At 69.5% G+C, this 16,334-nt stretch carries 13 protein-coding genes, 1 tRNA gene and 1 pseudogene; 7 read left to right on the forward strand and 8 right to left on the reverse strand.

Going from position 1 to position 16,334, the window contains the following annotated elements:
• The 3 genes and pseudogenes from ABDW21_RS01590 to ABDW21_RS01600 form a co-directional block, all read left to right on the forward strand.
• Positions 1 to 301: pseudogene (locus ABDW21_RS01590) on the forward strand (hypothetical protein); the annotation flags it as partial.
• Positions 302 to 353: 52 nt separating this feature from the next.
• The gene (locus ABDW21_RS01595) at positions 354 to 599 is read left to right on the forward strand and encodes a type II toxin-antitoxin system VapB family antitoxin (protein ID WP_343599845.1); all 246 of its coding nucleotides are present in this window, start codon (positions 354 to 356) and stop codon (positions 597 to 599) included.
• The gene (locus ABDW21_RS01600; RefSeq protein ID WP_343599846.1) at positions 596 to 994 is read left to right on the forward strand and encodes a type II toxin-antitoxin system VapC family toxin; all 399 of its coding nucleotides are present in this window, start codon (positions 596 to 598) and stop codon (positions 992 to 994) included. The genes ABDW21_RS01595 and ABDW21_RS01600 overlap by 4 nt, the downstream gene beginning before the upstream one ends.
• A 75-nt stretch (positions 995 to 1,069) precedes the next feature.
• Here ABDW21_RS01600 and ABDW21_RS01605 read toward each other — a convergent pair whose 3' ends face one another.
• Positions 1,070 to 1,801, reverse strand: coding sequence for a TVP38/TMEM64 family protein (locus tag ABDW21_RS01605; RefSeq protein WP_343599848.1), 732 nt, complete (start codon positions 1,799 to 1,801; stop codon positions 1,070 to 1,072).
• A gap of 43 nt (positions 1,802 to 1,844) precedes the next feature.
• On the opposite strand from ABDW21_RS01605, the gene ABDW21_RS01610 reads away from it, so the two are divergent.
• Positions 1,845 to 2,786, forward strand: a complete 942-nt coding sequence (locus tag ABDW21_RS01610; RefSeq protein ID WP_343599849.1) for a class I SAM-dependent methyltransferase — start codon at positions 1,845 to 1,847, stop codon at positions 2,784 to 2,786.
• 69 nt (positions 2,787 to 2,855) lie between these two features.
• Here the strand turns inward: ABDW21_RS01610 and ABDW21_RS01615 are convergent, their stop codons facing one another.
• The 5 genes from ABDW21_RS01615 to recC all read right to left on the reverse strand — a co-directional run bounded on the left by ABDW21_RS01615 (position 2,856) and on the right by recC (position 12,896).
• Entirely contained in the window at positions 2,856 to 3,728 is an 873-nt protein-coding gene (locus ABDW21_RS01615) for an NYN domain-containing protein (protein WP_343599850.1), read from the reverse strand.
• Between the two features lie 104 nt (positions 3,729 to 3,832).
• Positions 3,833 to 4,630, reverse strand: a complete 798-nt coding sequence (locus ABDW21_RS01620; RefSeq protein WP_343709988.1) for an SDR family oxidoreductase — start codon at positions 4,628 to 4,630, stop codon at positions 3,833 to 3,835.
• 24 nt (positions 4,631 to 4,654) lie between these two features.
• Complete coding sequence (recD, locus tag ABDW21_RS01625) at positions 4,655 to 6,388, reverse strand: exodeoxyribonuclease V subunit alpha (protein ID WP_343599854.1); 1,734 nt, start codon at positions 6,386 to 6,388, stop codon at positions 4,655 to 4,657.
• A complete protein-coding gene (gene recB, locus ABDW21_RS01630; protein WP_343709989.1) occupies positions 6,385 to 9,645 on the reverse strand; it encodes an exodeoxyribonuclease V subunit beta in 3,261 nt (1,086 codons plus the stop codon). The genes recD and recB overlap by 4 nt, the downstream gene beginning before the upstream one ends.
• Positions 9,645 to 12,896: an exodeoxyribonuclease V subunit gamma gene (gene recC, locus ABDW21_RS01635; RefSeq protein WP_343709990.1), complete on the reverse strand. Its 3,252-nt coding sequence runs from the start codon at positions 12,894 to 12,896 to the stop codon at positions 9,645 to 9,647. Before recC ends, recB begins: the two co-directional genes overlap by 1 nt.
• 202 nt (positions 12,897 to 13,098) lie before the next feature.
• Between recC and cynS the strand changes: the two genes are divergently transcribed.
• Positions 13,099 to 13,566, forward strand: a complete 468-nt coding sequence (gene cynS / locus ABDW21_RS01640) for a cyanase (protein WP_343599858.1) — start codon at positions 13,099 to 13,101, stop codon at positions 13,564 to 13,566.
• Positions 13,566 to 14,573 carry a patatin-like phospholipase family protein gene (locus ABDW21_RS01645; RefSeq protein ID WP_343599860.1) on the forward strand — a complete coding sequence of 336 codons (1,008 nt, stop codon included), beginning with the start codon at positions 13,566 to 13,568 and terminating at the stop codon, positions 14,571 to 14,573. Before cynS ends, ABDW21_RS01645 begins: the two co-directional genes overlap by 1 nt.
• A gap of 1 nt (position 14,574) precedes the next feature.
• Here ABDW21_RS01645 and ABDW21_RS01650 read toward each other — a convergent pair whose 3' ends face one another.
• Both ABDW21_RS01650 and ABDW21_RS01655 read right to left on the reverse strand, forming a co-directional pair.
• On the reverse strand, positions 14,575 to 15,270 hold the full coding sequence (locus ABDW21_RS01650) for a crotonase/enoyl-CoA hydratase family protein (protein WP_343599862.1): 696 nt from the start codon (positions 15,268 to 15,270) through the stop codon (positions 14,575 to 14,577).
• 7 nt (positions 15,271 to 15,277) lie between these two features.
• Positions 15,278 to 15,994 carry an MBL fold metallo-hydrolase gene (locus ABDW21_RS01655; RefSeq protein WP_343599864.1) on the reverse strand — a complete coding sequence of 239 codons (717 nt, stop codon included), beginning with the start codon at positions 15,992 to 15,994 and terminating at the stop codon, positions 15,278 to 15,280.
• Positions 15,995 to 16,178: 184 nt separating this feature from the next.
• Here ABDW21_RS01655 and ABDW21_RS01660 point away from each other — a divergent pair.
• Positions 16,179 to 16,251: transfer RNA gene (locus ABDW21_RS01660), tRNA-Thr, on the forward strand.
• Positions 16,252 to 16,334: the final 83 nt, after the last annotated feature.

Consider the following 16,334-nt stretch of genomic DNA (forward strand, 5'->3'; position numbering starts at 1 on the left):
CAGATTTTATCGCCGACACGATGGATGCAGGGGCGCTTTGCGGCTTCCGGCATTGGACTTGGCCGCCGGCTTCGACAGCGTTCGGCAGACGTGGATCCGCAACAGGCTGTTCCAGAGCTTCGCGGACAGCCCGGCGGGGCACATTGTCCAACTCGCGAAGCTGCTGGCGCCCATGAAACCCCGTCTCGTGGTGAGCGACGACGCCGTCACCGACTGTGCAGTCCGTCCAACCCAGGATGAGTGGGCCGACTTCGTCGACGCCTGCAACGTGCTGCGGAGAGGCCAGGCCGAATCGGCCTGAGAAACATTGTCCAGGTACCAGTGGTACCATTATGAGGACGAAGGGTACCATCATGGCTTTGAACATCAAAGATGCGACAGTCCACGAGGCGGTCAAGCAGATCGCGGAAATCACGGGTGAGTCTCAGGCACAGGCTGTGGCGACTGCGGTGAATGAGCGTCTGGCCAGGCTGCAGAGGGACAATCTCGCGGACCGGCTCTTGGCGATCGGCCACAAGACCGCGAGCCGGATGAGCCCAGAGACCAAGCGGCTGGACCACGATGCTCGGCTCTACGACGAGCAAGGGCTCCCGGTGTGATCGCGGACACCTCGGCAATCATCGCGATCCTCAAAGCGGAGGATGACGCCGCGGTCTACGTCCAAGCGATCGCCGGCGCTGAGGTACGACGATTGTCCGCCGCAAGCTATCTCGAATGCGGGATCGTCGTCGACGCTCAGCGCGACCCGATCATCAGCAGGGGTTTGGACGAGTTTCTGCGCGAAGCCGGGTTCGTGGTTGAGCCGGTGACTGAGCTTCAGGCCCGCCTGGCCCGGCAGGCTTACGCAGATTTCGGCGAAGGCAGCGGCCACCCGGCCGGTTTGAACTTTGGTGATTGCCTCTCCTATGCCCTCGCCTTCGATCTGCGCGATTCGCTGCTCTGGAAAGGCGACGACTTCGGGCACACCGGCATCCAATCCGCGCTGGAGGGATGAGCCCGCAACCGTCGTTGAGCGCAAACGTGAGCCCAGATGCGCGCCAACCGAAGGCAGTCTCCGGATCTCGACGCGTCAGCGCGCTCCAGTGTCCGTCTCCGGCTCCGGGATGCCGCCGTCCCCTTCACGGCGGGCGTGCCCGCGCCATGTTCGGTATCCATGCCGCGCAGCGAACGCGCCGACGACCGCGGTCACACACCACACCGCGATCGCCGCGTACGCCAACGGCCCTGACCGATCGGCGATCGAGGCGCCCAGTGCGGTGTAGACGAAAGCCCGCGGCGCCGAACCGATGAACGCACCGACAGCCATCTGCCACAACGGAACTCCGAATGCCCCGAAGGCGTAGGCGGCCAGCGCGTCGGAGACACCGGGCACAAAGCGCTGACCGACAACCGCCCACAGCCCGCCTCGTGCGACCAACGCGTCGACACGCCCGGCACGCGACGCGCCGAGCAGCGCGTGCACGCTGTCACGGCCGGCCCGACGGCCCAGGACGCTCGCCACGACCGCAGTGCCCACCGTCGCACCCAGCGTCACGACGACGCCCAGCGCAGGACCGAACAACAGACCGCTGCCCGCAGCCAGAATCGGGCCCGGCACGAACACGGCGCCGAGCATCGCCGACGCCGCGACGTAGGTCAGCGGCGCCGCCGGCCCCGCCGCCGAGACCGTGCGCCGCACCGCCTCGACGTCGATGACCCGCTGGACGGCGACCAGATAGAAAATCGCGAGTAGGAAAGCGGCGACCACGGCGAGCCGCACGATGTGGCGCCGGCGGGATGTCGCCGGGGAGGTGTCGTTCATGCTGACCGTGATCCTTCCGTACCGCCTCACGTATGGTCGGGGAGTGGCGCGAACCGACGACGACAGCTGGGAAATCACCGAAAGCGTGGGTGCGACGGCGCTCGGGGTGGCGGCGGCCCGCGCAGCCGACACCGAGAGCGACAGTCCGCTGATCAACGATCCGTTCGCGCGGGTGTTCCTCGACGCCGCCGGCGACGGGGTGTGGAACTGGTACTCCGCTCCCGGGCTGCCGGCCGAGGTCCTCGACGCCGAGCCCGAGCTGCCGCTGCGCATGCGGTCGATGGTCGACTATTTCGCCTCGCGGACAGCCTTTTTCGACTCGTTCTTCCTCGACGCCACCCGGGCCGGCATCCGCCAGGCGGTGATCCTGGCGGCGGGCCTGGATGCACGGTCGTGGCGGTTGGGGTGGCCCGACGCCACCACGGTCTACGAGCTCGACCAGCCGAAGGTGCTGGAATTCAAATTTTCGACGTTGCGCCGCCACGGCGCGGAGCCGACCTGCAACCGGGTAGCCGTCGCGGTGGATCTGCGTCAGGACTGGCCGAGCGCGTTGCAACAGAACGGGTTTGACGTGACAGTGCCAAGCGCGTGGTCGGTCGAGGGGCTGTTGCCGTACCTGCCGGCGGCAGCCCAAGATCTGCTGTTCGAGCGTGTGCAGGGGCTCACGGCCACCGGCAGCCGGATCGCCGTCGAGGCGGTCGCACCCGGCTTCGCCGACCCGCAGGCCCGCGCGCGGCGGCGCGAGCGGATGGACCGCGTCCGCGCGCTGATGGCCTCCGCGGACCCGCAACGCGAGGTTCCCAGAACCGACGAGCTGTGGTACTTCGAGGAACGCGACGACGTCGGCGACTGGCTGCGCCGCCGCGGCTGGGAGGTGGCGGTCACGCCGTCCGAGCAGCTGATGGCCGGCTACGGCCGCGCATTTCCGAAGCAGCTCGAGGACCCTGCCCCGCAGAACCTGTTCGTGTCCGCGCAGCGGTTGTAGCGGCGATCGCAAGGTCGGCGTAGCCGAGTGCAGCGGGTCGCCGCCATGCGGTTGTAGCGGCGATCGCACTCACCGCAGCCGCACCATCCGCGTCGTCGAACTCTCGTCGAGTTCCACCAGGTCCGAGCGGGACCGCAGGAAGTCGCTGAAAGACTTGAAACCCAGGGACTTTTCGCTGAACGACGGGTCCATCCGCTTCATCTGTGCCTTGACCGCGGAGTTGTGCAGCCAGTCGGCGTCGTCTTTCTCCAAGCCGATGCGCAGCGCCCGGGTCAGCAGGCTGGTGGCCGCGTCCTGCGGATCTGGCGGTTGCGGCTCCTCGGCGTCGGCGTCCGTGGTGCGGCGGGCGCGTCGCGCAGGGGCGGCGTCCTTGGCGGGCGCCGCCTCAGGCACCGGAACTCCGGGCAGGGCGTCGTAGGTGACGAAGTCGTCGCAGGCGGCCGCCAGCGCCCGGCTGGACGAACCGGCCACCCCGACGCCCACCACGTAGCGGCCGAGGCGCTTGCAGCGCTGCGCCAGCGGGATGTAGTCGGAGTCGCCGGACACGATCACCACGTGGGTCAGGTCGGGCAGCCGGAACATGTCCTCGACCGCGTCGACGGCCAGCCGAATGTCGGCGCCGTTCTTGCCGTAGGCCGCCGCCGGGAACAACTGCACCAGATCCACCGCGCGGCCCACCAACTGTTCGCGGTAGCCGCTGTTGACGTCGGCCGACCAGTCGGCGTACGCGCGGGTCAGCACCAACGTCCCGAACGACGACGCGAAGTCGATGACCGCGCCGACGTCGACGGTGGCCCGCGCCAGCCGGTCCGGATGCTTGTCGAGCCCCTTGGTCTTGTCCTTCTGAAACGAGCTGCGGCCGTTCACCTGGTCGTAGCGGGAGATCACGATGTTGTCGAAGTCGAGGTACACCGCGACCCGGGCGGTATCAGCGTCCGTCATGAGTCCAGTGTCGACCATCGGCTGCGAGGTGGGCCCGGAACACAGGTATTGGCCCACCAGCCGCGGCAGACGACAGCGTCAGCCGCGCCACATGCGACCGGCCGTCAACGCTTCAACATCCGCCCGAGCACCGGCAAGGCCAGTGGCGTCGGCACGTACCGGGACGACCCCAACGTGAACCGCACCTGCGGTCCGCCCGGCACCACCGACGCGCGACCACGGTCGGCGGCCTTGAGCGCGTCGGCGACCACCCGCTCGGCGGACACCTTGGTGAACCCCGGCATCCGGTCGACCAGGTAGTCGACGTCGTTGGTGGCCTGGAACTCCGTCGGCACCGGCCCGGGGCAGACCGCGGTGACCGTGACACCGCTGCCCGCGACTTCGGCGTGCACCGCCTCCGACAGCCACAGCACGTACGCTTTCGCGGCCGCGTAGCCGGCGTTGTAGGGCGCCGGCTGGAATCCGGACACCGACGACAGGTTGATGATCGCGCCGCGGCCGCGCTCGACCATGCCGGGCAGGTAGCGCAGCATCAGGTCCGCCACCGCCTCGACGTCGACGCGCAGCATCTGCAGTTCCTTGTCGCGGCCTTCGGCGCCGAACGGGGTGTAGATGCCCAGGCCGGCGTTGTTCACCAGCATGTCGACCTGCGCACCCAGCTCGTCGATGCGCGCGGCCAGCCGGTCACGGTCCGCCGCAACCGCCAGGTCGGTGCCCACCGCGACGGCGTGCTCGTCGCCGCCCAGTTCCGCGCACAAGGCTTGTAGCCGGTCCTCGCGGCGGGCCGTGACGACGACGCGGTAGCCGCGGGCGACGAGTTGACGGGCGAAGTGCTCACCGATGCCTGAGGAGGCGCCGGTGACGACGGCGACTGAGCCTGCCGACGGCGGTGGAAGTGTCATGACCGGGGAGCGTACCCGGTCACGCTACCGGTGTCGGCCATGGCCGGCGGCAGCCTCCAGCCGGCGGGCCAGCCCGCTCGCCCGCACCGCGCGGCGGCCGATCGCCGCGCGCAGCGCGGCCTCCGAACCCACCACCCGAACCTTCCGTTTGGCCCGGGTGACCGCGGTGTAGAGCAGTTCCCGGGTCAACAGCCGGGAATCCTCCGACGGCATCACAACGGTGATCTCGTCGGCTTGACTGCCCTGAGACTTGTGAATCGTCATCGCGTGCATGGTCTCGACGTCAGATAGTCGGCTGGTCGAAAAGTCAAGCGGCCCAGTCGCTCCAGCAAAAACTGCCTGCAGGCCGTCGGGGCCGGCGACCACCACTCCGGCGTCGCCGTTGTACAGCCGCAGCCCGTAGTCGTTGGCGGTCACCAGAAGCGGCCTCCCGGGGTACCACTCCGCCCACGGCGGCATGCCGGCTTCTTCGGATAGCCACCTGCGCACCTGCTGATTCCAGCGCTGCATGCCGAAAGGACCCCGGCGGTGTGCGCACAGCAGCCGATGTTCGTCCAGAACTGCCAACGCCTGATCCTTGGCGCCCGACAGCGCACACTCCCGCAGCCGCAGCGCGTGTGGCAGCAGGACCGGGCGCAGCGCCGGGGCGGGGTCGTCGTCCCCGATGAACTCGAGGTGCTCGTTTCCGGATTTGAGCAGCGCGAGCATCCGGTCGGCGTCACCGGTGCGCACCGACTCGGCCAGCGCCCCGATCGATTCCCCGAAACGATGCACGCTGCGCAGGGACGCCACGCGAACATCGTCGCGCGCCGAGAAGCCGTCGACCACGTCCGCCAGCACCGCCCCGGCGTCCACCGACGCCAGCTGGCCGGCGTCACCGACCAGCACCAGCCGGGCACCCGGGCGCACCGCCTCCAGCAGCCGCGCCATCATGGTCAGCGACACCATCGACGTCTCGTCGACCACGATCACCTCGTGCGGAAGCCGGTTCGCGTGATCGTGCCGAAATCGCGACGACGTCCGCGGCTTGGCGCCGAGCAGCCGGTGCAGCGTCGTCGCGTGCAGTTCGCCCAGCCGCGCCCGGTCGGCCGCGTCGAGCTCGGCCACTTCGCGGGCCACCGCCTCCTGCAGCCGGGCCGCCGCCTTGCCGGTCGGCGCCGCCAACGCGATCCGCGGCCGTGTCATGCCGGCGAGCTCCGCCTGCTCGGCCAGCGCCGCCAGCAGCCGCGCGACCGTGGTCGTCTTGCCGGTCCCGGGCCCGCCCGTCAACACGGTGACCGCCTGGGCCAGCGCGATGTCCGCCGCGGCTCGCTGCTCCTCGAAGCCGGCTGGGAACAAACGGGTCAGTTCCGCGAGCGCGGCCGGCGGGCGCACGGCAAGCAGGGCCAGCAGGTCGTCGCACACCTGCTTCTCCTCGCGCCAGTACCGGTCGAGGTAGAGCAGCCGGTCGTCGTAGAGATGCAACACCGGCGGGTCGGCGAGCAACCGGCTCGCCTGCAGCGCGGCAAGCCATTCCGAAGGCTCTGGTAACCCGTCGGCGGCGACGGTCCCGGCGATCGTCGTCAGATCCACGCACACCGATCCGCTGCGCAGCGCGCGGACCACGAGTGCGAGAGCCAGCGCGACCCGTTCGTCGGATTCCTCGCCCAGCGCGCAGATCCGCTGAGCGACATGGACATTCGCAACATCCAGCAGCCCTGCTTGGTTGAGTGTGTGCAGCATGCCGGTGGCGCCGACGGCGACGTCCGCGGCAGTCATGCCGCCTCCCGACCCTGGTCGAGCAGATCCGACAACGCCGCCACCAGTGCGGCCGGCGGCTGCCAGCTGAACACGCCGCAGCCGGGTGTGGCGGCGCCGCACATCCCGCGCACGTACAGATACAGCACCCCGCCGAAGTGCAGGGCCGGGTCGTAGTGCGGCTGGCGCCAGCGCAGAAACCGATGCAGCACAACCGTATACAACAGTGCCTGCAGCGGGTAGTCCGAGTGCAGCATGGCCTCGGCCAGCCTCGGGACACAGTAGTCGGATGCGGACTCACCCAGCTGGTTGGTCTTGTAGTCCACCACCAGGTAGCGCGGGCCGGGCAGGCGCAGCACCGCGTCGATCGACCCGGAGAGGTATCCGCGCAGCGGTTGACCTGCCAGCGAGCCCGACGTCAGCCGGTCGGCGTACGACGCCAGCGGATCGTCGGCGGGCAGATACGCGCGCAGCAGCTCACCGACGTCGCGCAGCGACACCTCCGGTGCCGGCTCGTGCAGGTCGCCGCCGGCCAGCGGCATCTCGAAGGCCAACTCGCGCAGCCGGTCTCGCAGACCGATCCGGCGCAGCGTCAGCCCTCCCGCCAACGGACCCAGCGACGTGTCGTGCATCGGCACCAGCGCGGCGGCCAGATCGGCGGGCGCGACGTCGACCGGCCACCAGGCCAGGTGCCGTCGCACCTGGGCCTCCAGCTCGGCCGCCAGATCGGGTGCCGAGGGGTCGGCCGTTTCCAGCACCGCGTGCACCAGCGACCCGAACGCGGCCCCGGCCGGCATCCCGGCCAGCGGCGAGGCCAGATCCGCGCCGCCGCGGGATGCGGTGACCACCAGGCCTTCCGGCTCGTCGTCACGGGCAGTCACCTCCGGCTCGCTCTGCACGCCAACAGGTTCCGCGCCGCGGATCAGTGCCGAGTACGACGTCCGCCGCCACGTGGTGTCGATCGCGCGGTCGAAGTAGCGGCTGGCGAGGTTCGGCGGCGCCTGCGCGGGCGGCACCGACGGCGTCGTGGCCACCACCGAGTCCTCGATCACCGGCCCGCCGGCCGTCTCCCAGTCACGCAGTCGGGCCATCGCATCCTCGTCGGTGATCTTCGACGGCTGACACTGGTCGGGCACGTCGCTGTCACCGACGCTGCGGGCGCGCAGCAGCCTCGACAGCCCGCCGTTGGCTTCGTCTCGGCTCGGCGCCCACCATGCCACCACCTGCGACTGCGCCCGGGTCAACGCGACGTAGGTCAAGCGTATGGCGCCCCTGGCGCCCTCCTGGCGGCCGAGTTTCTTGACGGCGGTGAGGTCCGGTCCGCTTTTGCCGCCGATGTACAGGCAGCGGGTGTCGGTGTCGTCGTGAAACAGCAGGATTTCGTCAGTGCTGACGTACCGGTTGAATGCGAACGGCAGATACACGACAGGGAACTGCAACCCCTTGGCCACGAACACCGTCATGATCTGCACCGCCGCGGCGTCGCTGTCCAGGCGGCGGGTGCGCTCGCTCACCCGGGAGCGGGTGTCGCACTGCCGACGCAGCCAATCACGCAGCGCGGGCGGGCTGTAGCGGTTGCGATACGCGCTCTCGTGCAGCAGCTGCGCGATGTGAGCGAGGTCGGTCATGTACCGCTCGCCGCCGTGCCGGGCCAGTACCCGGCCGCCCATCCCACTCAGTTGCGCGGCCTCGAGCACCGCCGCCACTCCGCGCTGCCGGGCGTGGTCGGCCCACTCCCGCAGCGTCAGCGCAACCCGGTCGGTGAGCGCATCACCCTTGGCGGCAAGTGTTTCCGCGGTCTCCCCGAAGAACATCGTGCAGGCGGCGGCGCGCACCAGGCCGCTGCGGTGCGGGGCGTCAAACGCCTCCAGCAGGCACAGCCAGTCTTCGGCCGCCTGCGATTCGAACACGTCGGAATCGCCGGTGTAGACCGCCGGGATTCCCGCCGCCGCCAACGCGTCCCGGCACGGCCGCGCGTCCTTGTGCTGCTCGACGATCACCGCGATGTCGGCCGCCCGGACACGACGACCGTCGTAGCTGGCGCCGCCGGCGAGCAGCGCCGCGATGTCGGCGGCCAGATCGACCGGAATGTGTTGGCGCAGAACGTCGATCGGGATGGTGGCGGTGCCCTGGTAACCGAGCGTGGCACGTTTGACGACACGCAGCCGAAACGGTGCGTTGCGCGGTGCTCCGGTGAGCCGGTGCCCGTCGTGGTGCGTCTGCACGGGATGCACGACAATCTCGGGATGGCCAAGCGCCGCCCCGCCCAGCACAGTCTGCAGGCTGTCCACGAGCACCCGGTCGCTGCGCCAGTTGACCCCCAGCGTATAGCGGGCGCCGGCGGAGCGGGCCGCCTTGAGGTAGGTGTGGATGTCGCCGCCGCGGAACCCGTAGATGGCCTGCTTGGGGTCGCCGATCAGGATCAGTGTCGAGTGTCCGCCGAAGGCGCGGTCGAGCACCTGCCACTGGATGGGGTCGGTGTCCTGGAACTCGTCGACCAGCACGACCCGCCATCGGCGTCGCATCCGGTCGCGGGCCGGGGAGTCTTGCGCTTCAAGGGCTTTCGCGAGCCGGCTCAGCAGGTCGTCGTAGCCGAGGATGCGCAGCCGGCGCTTACGGCGTTCGAGTTCGGCGACCACCGCGGTGGCGAAGCGCAGCCGTATGTCCGCCTCGCTGTCCGGGTCGGGGTCCGACGGCCGCCATTGCGCACACGGGTCCGCCACGACGGCACGGGCCATGTCGAGAGCCTGCCGGTAGCTCAGCACCGGCTCGTCCTCGCAGCGGCCGAAGTGGACGAGGTAGAGGTCGTCGACGATCTCGGTGACCAGGTCGTCGAGGTTTTCCTGCAGTGTGACGTCGGCGCCGGTGTCACCGTCAATGCCCAGCGATTTCAGCACTCGCCCGCAGAACTCATGCGTGGTGGCGATCGTCGCCACGTCGAAGTCGGCCAGCGCATCCCGCAGCCGCGCCCGCCGCAGGTCGCGCTCGTCGTCGTCGCCGCGCAGCAGGTGCACGACGAGGTCGTTGCCCGGCGGCACGCGGCCCTCCAGCGCCGACACCGCGTCGACGATCTGGCCGCGGACACGCTCCCGCAGTTCGCGGCTGGCGTTGCGGTTGAACGTGATCAGCAGCATCTGGTCCAGCGTGACGCCGGTCTCGGCGAGGTAGCGGGTGACCAGACCGGCCAACGCGAAGGTTTTGCCGGTGCCGGCGCTGGCCTCCAGCAGGGTGGTGGAGCCGGCTGCCGGCAGCGGGCCGAGCAGGTCGAAACGCTCCATCAGCCCGGCTCGCCTTCGGCGGTCAGCACCGGCAGCCAGAGCCTCTCGGCCAGCGCCGGAAGTTCGTTCTCCAGCAGCACGTCGAAGCCGGCGTCGGGGCCCCACACCCGCACATGTGCCTCGTCGCGGTCTTCGCCGTCGTGATTTTTGTTGCTTTTCCACGCATTGCGGGCGTCCTTCGCCGGATCCTCACCCCGATGGCACTTTTCCGCCCAGGTATACGACGTCTTCAGCGGCAGCGCCAGCGGCTCGCGACGCCCCGCGTCGAACAGCAGGACCAGATCGCGCAGCACCGCCAACGCATCCGGCGGTGCGCGCAGGCAGCACGCCTCGACGGTGTCGTCGGTTCCGCGCCCGATGCAGATCGCGGTCCAGCCGCCATCTGGATCGCCCCGGCCGCCGCCGGCCAGGGCAACCAACGAAATCCACGCGTGCAGTTTATGTTTCGGGGCCAGCCGTGCATAGCTGACGTCGACAATCCGGTCGCCGAACACCCGGTTCACGGTGCCGGTGAGCAGGCGTCCGTCGCCCAGATCGACAGCGACATCGTGGGCGGCGGCCGGACCCGTCTGGTGGCGCCGCGCGGCGATCGCCAGTTCTGCCGCCTGGCCGCTGATCAGGCGGGCCTTGCGCCAGCCCAACCGCCCGGGCGGCAGCGTGCCGCGACGCCACTCGGCCTGCTCGGCCACCGCGGGATCCATCCCGCGCAGCATGTCGTGCAGCATCCGGTCGCCGACCGCCCACTGTGCCAGGGGGCCGATGTGGGCCGGCATCGTGTCCTCGACGGTGTCGACGTCCCGCGGCAGCGTGCAGTCGAGGTGGCGGAAAAACCCTTTGACCGGGTGCTTGAAGAAGTCGAGCAGGTCGGCGAGCTGGACATCCGTCGCGGGCGGCGCAGGCAGGGGGTCGGTGAAAAACCGTTGAGGCGCAGAGCGTTTCCCGGCGGCAGCCTTGGCGGCGGTCAGCGCGGCCGGATCGAACGTGAACGGTTGGCCGGGCACCAGCGCGCCGGGGGTGACGTTGCGGCGGTCGAACGGCTGCAGCGGGTGTGTGGTCAGGATGTGTTCGCGCACCGGAGTCGGCGTCGTCGCGTCCAGCGCGTCGAGCAGTTCGGCCAGCGGCACCGCCGGCGGACGGTCGTGGCCGGTGCGCTCGTCGGCGCCGGTGTAGGTGATCACCAGTGTCTCGGTGGCCGCGCACACCGCGTCGAGCAGCAGTTGCCGGTCCTCCGAACGGATGTCACGCTCGCCGGTCATCGGTTCCCGCGCCAGCACGTCGTCACCGTCGGAGACACCGGAACGCGGGAACACCCCGTCGTCGACGCCGATCAGGCACACCACCCGGTGCGGCACCGAGCGCATCGCCACCATCGTGCACACCGTCACCGTGCCGGTGCGGAAGTTGGCCCGGGTCGGGTGGCCGGCCAACTGGGTCGACAGCAGGATGCGCACGTCAGCCAGCCGCAGCATTGTCGACGCGCGAGAACCGGCCTGCGTGAGGACCGCAGCGAACTCGCGCCGAACCTGGGCGTCCTGCGAGGCGTCGTCGCACCGGGTGAGCAGCCCGACACCTTCGGTCAAGGCATCCAGCCAATCGGTCAACGGCCTTGTGCCGCTGAGGCGTTCGACCACGTGGTGTACCCTGTCGGCGAACTCGGCCAGTCGCCCGGCCAGCTCGACCTTGTTGCTGCCCACGTCGTCGAGCGGCAGGGCGTTGCCCAGCCAGGCCTGCGAGTCATCCGACATGGCCACCCCGGTGAGGATACGGTCCAGGCCGAACCGCCAGGTGTTGTGGACGATGTGATCCAGGCCGTAGGGCTCGCGCTGCTCGCGGTCGAAGCCCCAGCGAATGTTGGCTGCGCGCACCCAGTCGGTGATCGCGTCGAGGTCGTCGTCGGTGAACCCGAACCGGGCACGCACCGGCGCGGCCTGTGCAAGGTTGAGCAGCTGACCGGCGGCGGCGCGACTGCCCGCGATGCTCAGCACCTCGGCCGCGACCGAGAGCAGCGGGTTGGTCTGGACCGGCGAGCGGTCAGCCAGGCGCACGCTCAAACAGTGCGCTGGATGGGCGCCCCGGACCGCGTCGCCGAATCCGAACGCGGCGGTGATCAGCGGCGCGTAGGTCTCGATGTCGGGGCACATCACCGCGATGTCGCGCGGCTGCAACGTCGGGTCGTCCTGCAGCAGGCCGAGCAGCACCTCCCGCAGCACGTCGACCTGCCGCGCCGGGCCGTGGCAGGCATGCACCTGCACCGAGCGGTCACCGGTCCGCAGCGTGCGGCCATGCGCCCGGACCGCGTTGGCGGCGATATCGGATTGCAGCCAGCCCAGTAGGGTATCGGATTCGGTTGTGCCGGGGAGCGATTCGTCGGTCGCCGGATTGGCCGGCAACCCGCGTTGCAACTCGCGCAGCTCCCGGCCCAAGGTTTGCAGCAGCGGATGGCGGGCGGAGTTGCAGCTGGTGGCGCCGCGCCGCGGCACCACCCCGTGCACGTCGCTCAGCGCCCGCCACAGCTCGTCGCTGGGATGCGGCAGCCACAGGTGTAGCTCGTGGTGGGCGGCCAGCGCGTCGACAAGCTCCACCTCGGTGCAGGCCAGTCGGGTGTGCCCGAACAGCGACAGCCGGGCCGGCAGGTCTGCCGGCCCCTCGCGCAGCAGGGCCACTGTCTTGCCGAGCCGGATATGCGGGGGATCGACGGGCACCGCGGCCACCAGCGCGCGCCACAGCTGCGGCTGCCAGGCCAGGTCGGCGTCCAGGCCCGCGGCGTCGCCGTCCAGCCAGCCGGCCAGCAGCCCCGGCCGCTGTCGGGCATACGAGGCGAACAGCCCCGCGAGCCGGCGTGCCACCGAATACCGCTGGCCGCGGCGCAGCTCGGCTTCGGCGTCGGTGTCGAAGTGTCCGAGATGTCGCGCCAGTGCCCGGCACCACGGCTCGTCGAGGCTGCCGTCGACGACCTCCAGCAGCGGCCATGTCATCGCCTCCGGCGACCAGGGGTCGTCGTCGACGGTGCCGGTCAGCTCGGCGATCAACGACCCCAGGCTGCGAAAAACCACCCCCGCGCACACCCCGTCGCCGCGGCGACCGCGTCCCAGCACCTGCGAAAGCCGCTGGGCCAGCCAGCGTTCGACCCCCCGGGCCGGCACCAGCACCAGGTCCTGCGCGAACGGGTCCGGCAGCGGGTCGGCCAACAGCATGGCCAGCCCGTCGGCCAGCAGGTCGGTGCGTGCGGCACGATGCACATGAAGCGCCATCGTCGGTCACCCTAGACGCCCGCACCGACACCGATGGCAAGATGGCGATCGTGATTCGCGTGCGTGCTGCGGCCGGCCGGTGCGCAGCTCCACCGACCATGCGTGCCGGTTCCGAGACGACATCGCATGCGATATCGAATCGGAGCACGGTCTCATGGTCCAAAGAGCATCCCGGGAGCAGTAGCCGCGGCGATCTGCGTGCATGCTGGTGGGCATGACCAGAAACGACCTCACCGAACAGATCGTCGTCGCGCGCCTGGAAAGGGGTCTGACCTGGCAGGATCTGGCCGACGCGATCGACAGACCCGTCGCGTGGACCACCTCGGCGCTGCTGGGCCAGCACCCGATCCCCGCCGACCTGGGTAAGGTGCTGGTCGAGATGCTGGGCCTGGACGAGTCCGCCGTGCCGGTGCTGGCGGCGCCGCCGATGCGCGGCGGGCTGCCTACCGCGGTGCCCACCGACCCGACCATCTACCGCTTCTACGAGGCTCTGCAGGTCTACGGGCCGGCGATCAAGGAGCTGATCCACGAGCAGTTCGGCGACGGGATCATGAGCGCGATCAACTTCAGCGTCGACGTGGCCAAGAAGACGCATCCGGCCGGCGACCGCGTCGCGGTGACGTTCGACGGCAAATTCCTTCCCTACGAGTGGGTTTCGGGCCAAGGCTGATGTCCGAACACCCCCTGAGGGCTGATCTCGTTCTGTCGGGCGGCGGCGTCAAGGGCATCGGCCTGGTCGGCGCCGTGGTCGCCCTGATGGAAGCCGGCTACCAGATCCCGCGGGTCTCGGGCACATCGGCCGGATCGATCGTCGGCGCCATCCTGGCCGCCGGCGTCGACACGCTGAGCACCGGGCAGGTCAGGGACATAGCGATGAACCTGCCCTACCGCAAATTCCTCGACGCCGAACCCGTCGGCGCCATCCCGCTGGTCGGCCCCGCCTGGGACCTGGCCAGCGGAAGTGGCATCTACAAGGGGGATTTCGCGCGCCAGTGGATCGCGTCCGAGCTGGAGAACCTCGGCGTGCGCACCTTCGCCGATTTGGCCATCGACGACGACGGCCTGCTGCCGGAGCGACGCTACCGCCTGGTGGTGACAGTGGCCGACGTGACGCTCGGTCAGCTGGTGCGGCTACCGTGGGAATACCGGCGGATCTACGGGCTGGACCCGGACGAGCAACTGGTGGCCGATGCGGTGCGCGCCTCGATGTCGATTCCGTTCTTCTTTCGCACCGCCAAACTGACCAGCGCCGCCGGGATGACGTCCACGCTGGTCGACGGCGGGGTGGTGTCCAACTTCCCGATCGACTCCTTCGACCGGCCGGACGGCAAACCGCCGCGCTGGCCCACCTTCGGCGTCAACGTGCTGCCCAATCTGCCGCAGGGCAACGACAGGGTGATCCCCGCGCTGGGGCTGTTGCGTCACTTCGGTGGCCCGTCGCTGCTGGAGGACCTGCTGACCACCATGATCGTCGGCCACGACCAGGCCTGCCTCAGCCAGCCCTGGGTCAACGCCCGGGTGATCCGGGTGGACTCGACCGATGTGGGGTTCCTCGACTTCGACATCACCACCGCCCAGAAAGAGGAGCTGTTCGAGCAGGGTTATGCCGCGGCGAAGACGTTCCTGTCGAGCTGGGACTGGCCGCAATACCTGAAACGGTTCCGGGGACGCTCGTAGCCTAGAGGCCGAACTCGGCCGCCATGCCGTCGATCCCGGCGCGGATGCCGGCCAGCGCATCGGCGCGGGCCCGCAACTTGGTTGCGGCGTGGGCCTGCTGATTGAGCGAGGCGAATTCCCGCGCCGCTTCCAGGGCACGGTCGAGCACCGCCTCGGGCAGCACGATCTCGTCGAGCCAACCCGCGGCCACGGCGTTTTCACCGAAGAACGTCTTGGCCAGCCCGGCGGCCTGCTGGTACGCCGACGGGTTGAGCCGCAGCTTCATGATCTCCAAAGCCGAGTACGGGATCGTCATGCCGATCGCGACCTCGTTAGCCGCGATGTTGTAGGCCGGCGCGGCCACCCGGTGGTCTCCGCTGCACAACAGGAAGGCCCCCATCGCGATTGCGTGACCGGTGCAGGCCATCACCACCGGCTTGGGATAGGACAGCAGCCGATGCGCGAGCTCGAACCCGCCCCTGAGCATGTCCAGCGCCGGCGGCACCTGACCGGACGTCAGGATCTTCAGGTCGAACCCGCCGCTGAACACCCGATCGTTTCCGGTGATCACGACGGCGCCGACGTCGTCACGGTCGGCGTTGTCGAGTGCCTCGCCCAGCGCCTCCTGCATGGTCGGGCCGAGGGCGTTGACCTTGCCGTCGTCCATGGTGATGACGGCGATCGGCGCGTCGTGGCGATAGGTGACCGGTCCGCTCACAATCTGTTCACCCTCCCATCAGCATGCGCCACTGATCGAGATCGGTAGCGCGGTAGACGTAATTGGAACGGGTGACCTCCGCGAGCGGCGCACTCGGCTGCGCCGAATACCAGTGTCCGGGAAAGACGATCGGGTTTCCCGGCAGCGCGGCCAGCTGCTGCAGGCTTCGGTACATCTCGTCGGAGTCGCCGCCTGGAAAGTCGGTGCGCCCGCAGCCGTCCAGAAACAGCGTGTCGCCGGCGACCAGCCGGCCGTCGAGCAGAAAACACTGGCTGCCCGGCGTATGACCCGGGGTGTGCAGCAATTCGATTGCGATATCGCCGACGTTCACCGTGTCGCCGTGCCGGTGGGTGGTGAGGTCGCCTGTGGAAATCCCCGTCACCCGCGAAACCCACAGTGCTTCATCGGAATTGACGTGGACCGGGACGCTGGCCTGCTCCAGCAGCTCGGCCAGCCCCTTCAGTTGGAAACCCATCATCGAACCGCCGACATGGTCGGGATGGTGGTGGGTGACCAGCACGCCGGACAGGCGCATGCCGTCGGCCTGCAGCGCGTCCAGCAGGTCCCCGGCCGCGTAGGCCGGATCGACCACCACACAGTCACCGGTCTGCCGGTCGCCGATCAGGTAGGCGAAGTTGCGCATCTGGGTTGCGAACACGTCGCCGGGGGCGAAATCGCGACCGGCGAGCAGCTGACGAAAGTACAGCCGGTCCGAATCGGGCATCACCCCAGCCTATGGCCTTCGCCGCGAGCCGCGCACGCCGGTACCGCCCGGGTCGCCGGAACGTGACGTCGACGATCAGGCCCTGGTCGACGAGGTGATTCGCGCATTGCGGTTTGGTTGCCCTGCGGCCCGGGTTGTACCCTCTTTTAGGCCCGGCCGACCCGACTGGTCGCTTCGGGTGACCGCCCCCTTAGCTCAGTCGGCAGAGCGTTTCCATGGTAAGGAAAAGGTCAACGGTTCGATTCCGTTAGGGGGCTCGGCGGACGCCGAACAGGCTGGCGGCCCAGAAAGAGGGCCCCGGAACTGGGGCTCTAGAACTGGGGCTTCGGAACTGGGGCCC

The sequence above is a fragment of the Mycobacterium sp. genome (assembly GCF_039583805.1).
Lineage (GTDB): Bacteria > Actinomycetota > Actinomycetes > Mycobacteriales > Mycobacteriaceae > Mycobacterium.

Bases quoted from the DNA above. Each gene is read 5' to 3' on its own strand.
- ABDW21_RS01595 (WP_343599845.1), top strand. From the start codon at position 354: ATGGCTTTGAACATCAAAGATGCGACAGTCCACGAGGCGGTCAAGCAG.
- ABDW21_RS01605 (WP_343599848.1), bottom strand. From the start codon at position 1,801: ATGAACGACACCTCCCCGGCGACATCCCGCCGGCGCCACATCGTGCGG.
- ABDW21_RS01615 (WP_343599850.1), bottom strand. From the start codon at position 3,728: ATGACGGACGCTGATACCGCCCGGGTCGCGGTGTACCTCGACTTCGAC.
- ABDW21_RS01620 (WP_343709988.1), bottom strand. From the start codon at position 4,630: ATGACACTTCCACCGCCGTCGGCAGGCTCAGTCGCCGTCGTCACCGGC.
- recD (WP_343599854.1), bottom strand. From the start codon at position 6,388: ATGACTGCCGCGGACGTCGCCGTCGGCGCCACCGGCATGCTGCACACA.
- recB (WP_343709989.1), bottom strand. From the start codon at position 9,645: ATGGAGCGTTTCGACCTGCTCGGCCCGCTGCCGGCAGCCGGCTCCACC.
- recC (WP_343709990.1), bottom strand. From the start codon at position 12,896: ATGGCGCTTCATGTGCATCGTGCCGCACGCACCGACCTGCTGGCCGAC.
- cynS (WP_343599858.1), top strand. From the start codon at position 13,099: ATGCTGGTGGGCATGACCAGAAACGACCTCACCGAACAGATCGTCGTC.
- ABDW21_RS01645 (WP_343599860.1), top strand. From the start codon at position 13,566: ATGTCCGAACACCCCCTGAGGGCTGATCTCGTTCTGTCGGGCGGCGGC.
- ABDW21_RS01655 (WP_343599864.1), bottom strand. From the start codon at position 15,994: ATGCCCGATTCGGACCGGCTGTACTTTCGTCAGCTGCTCGCCGGTCGC.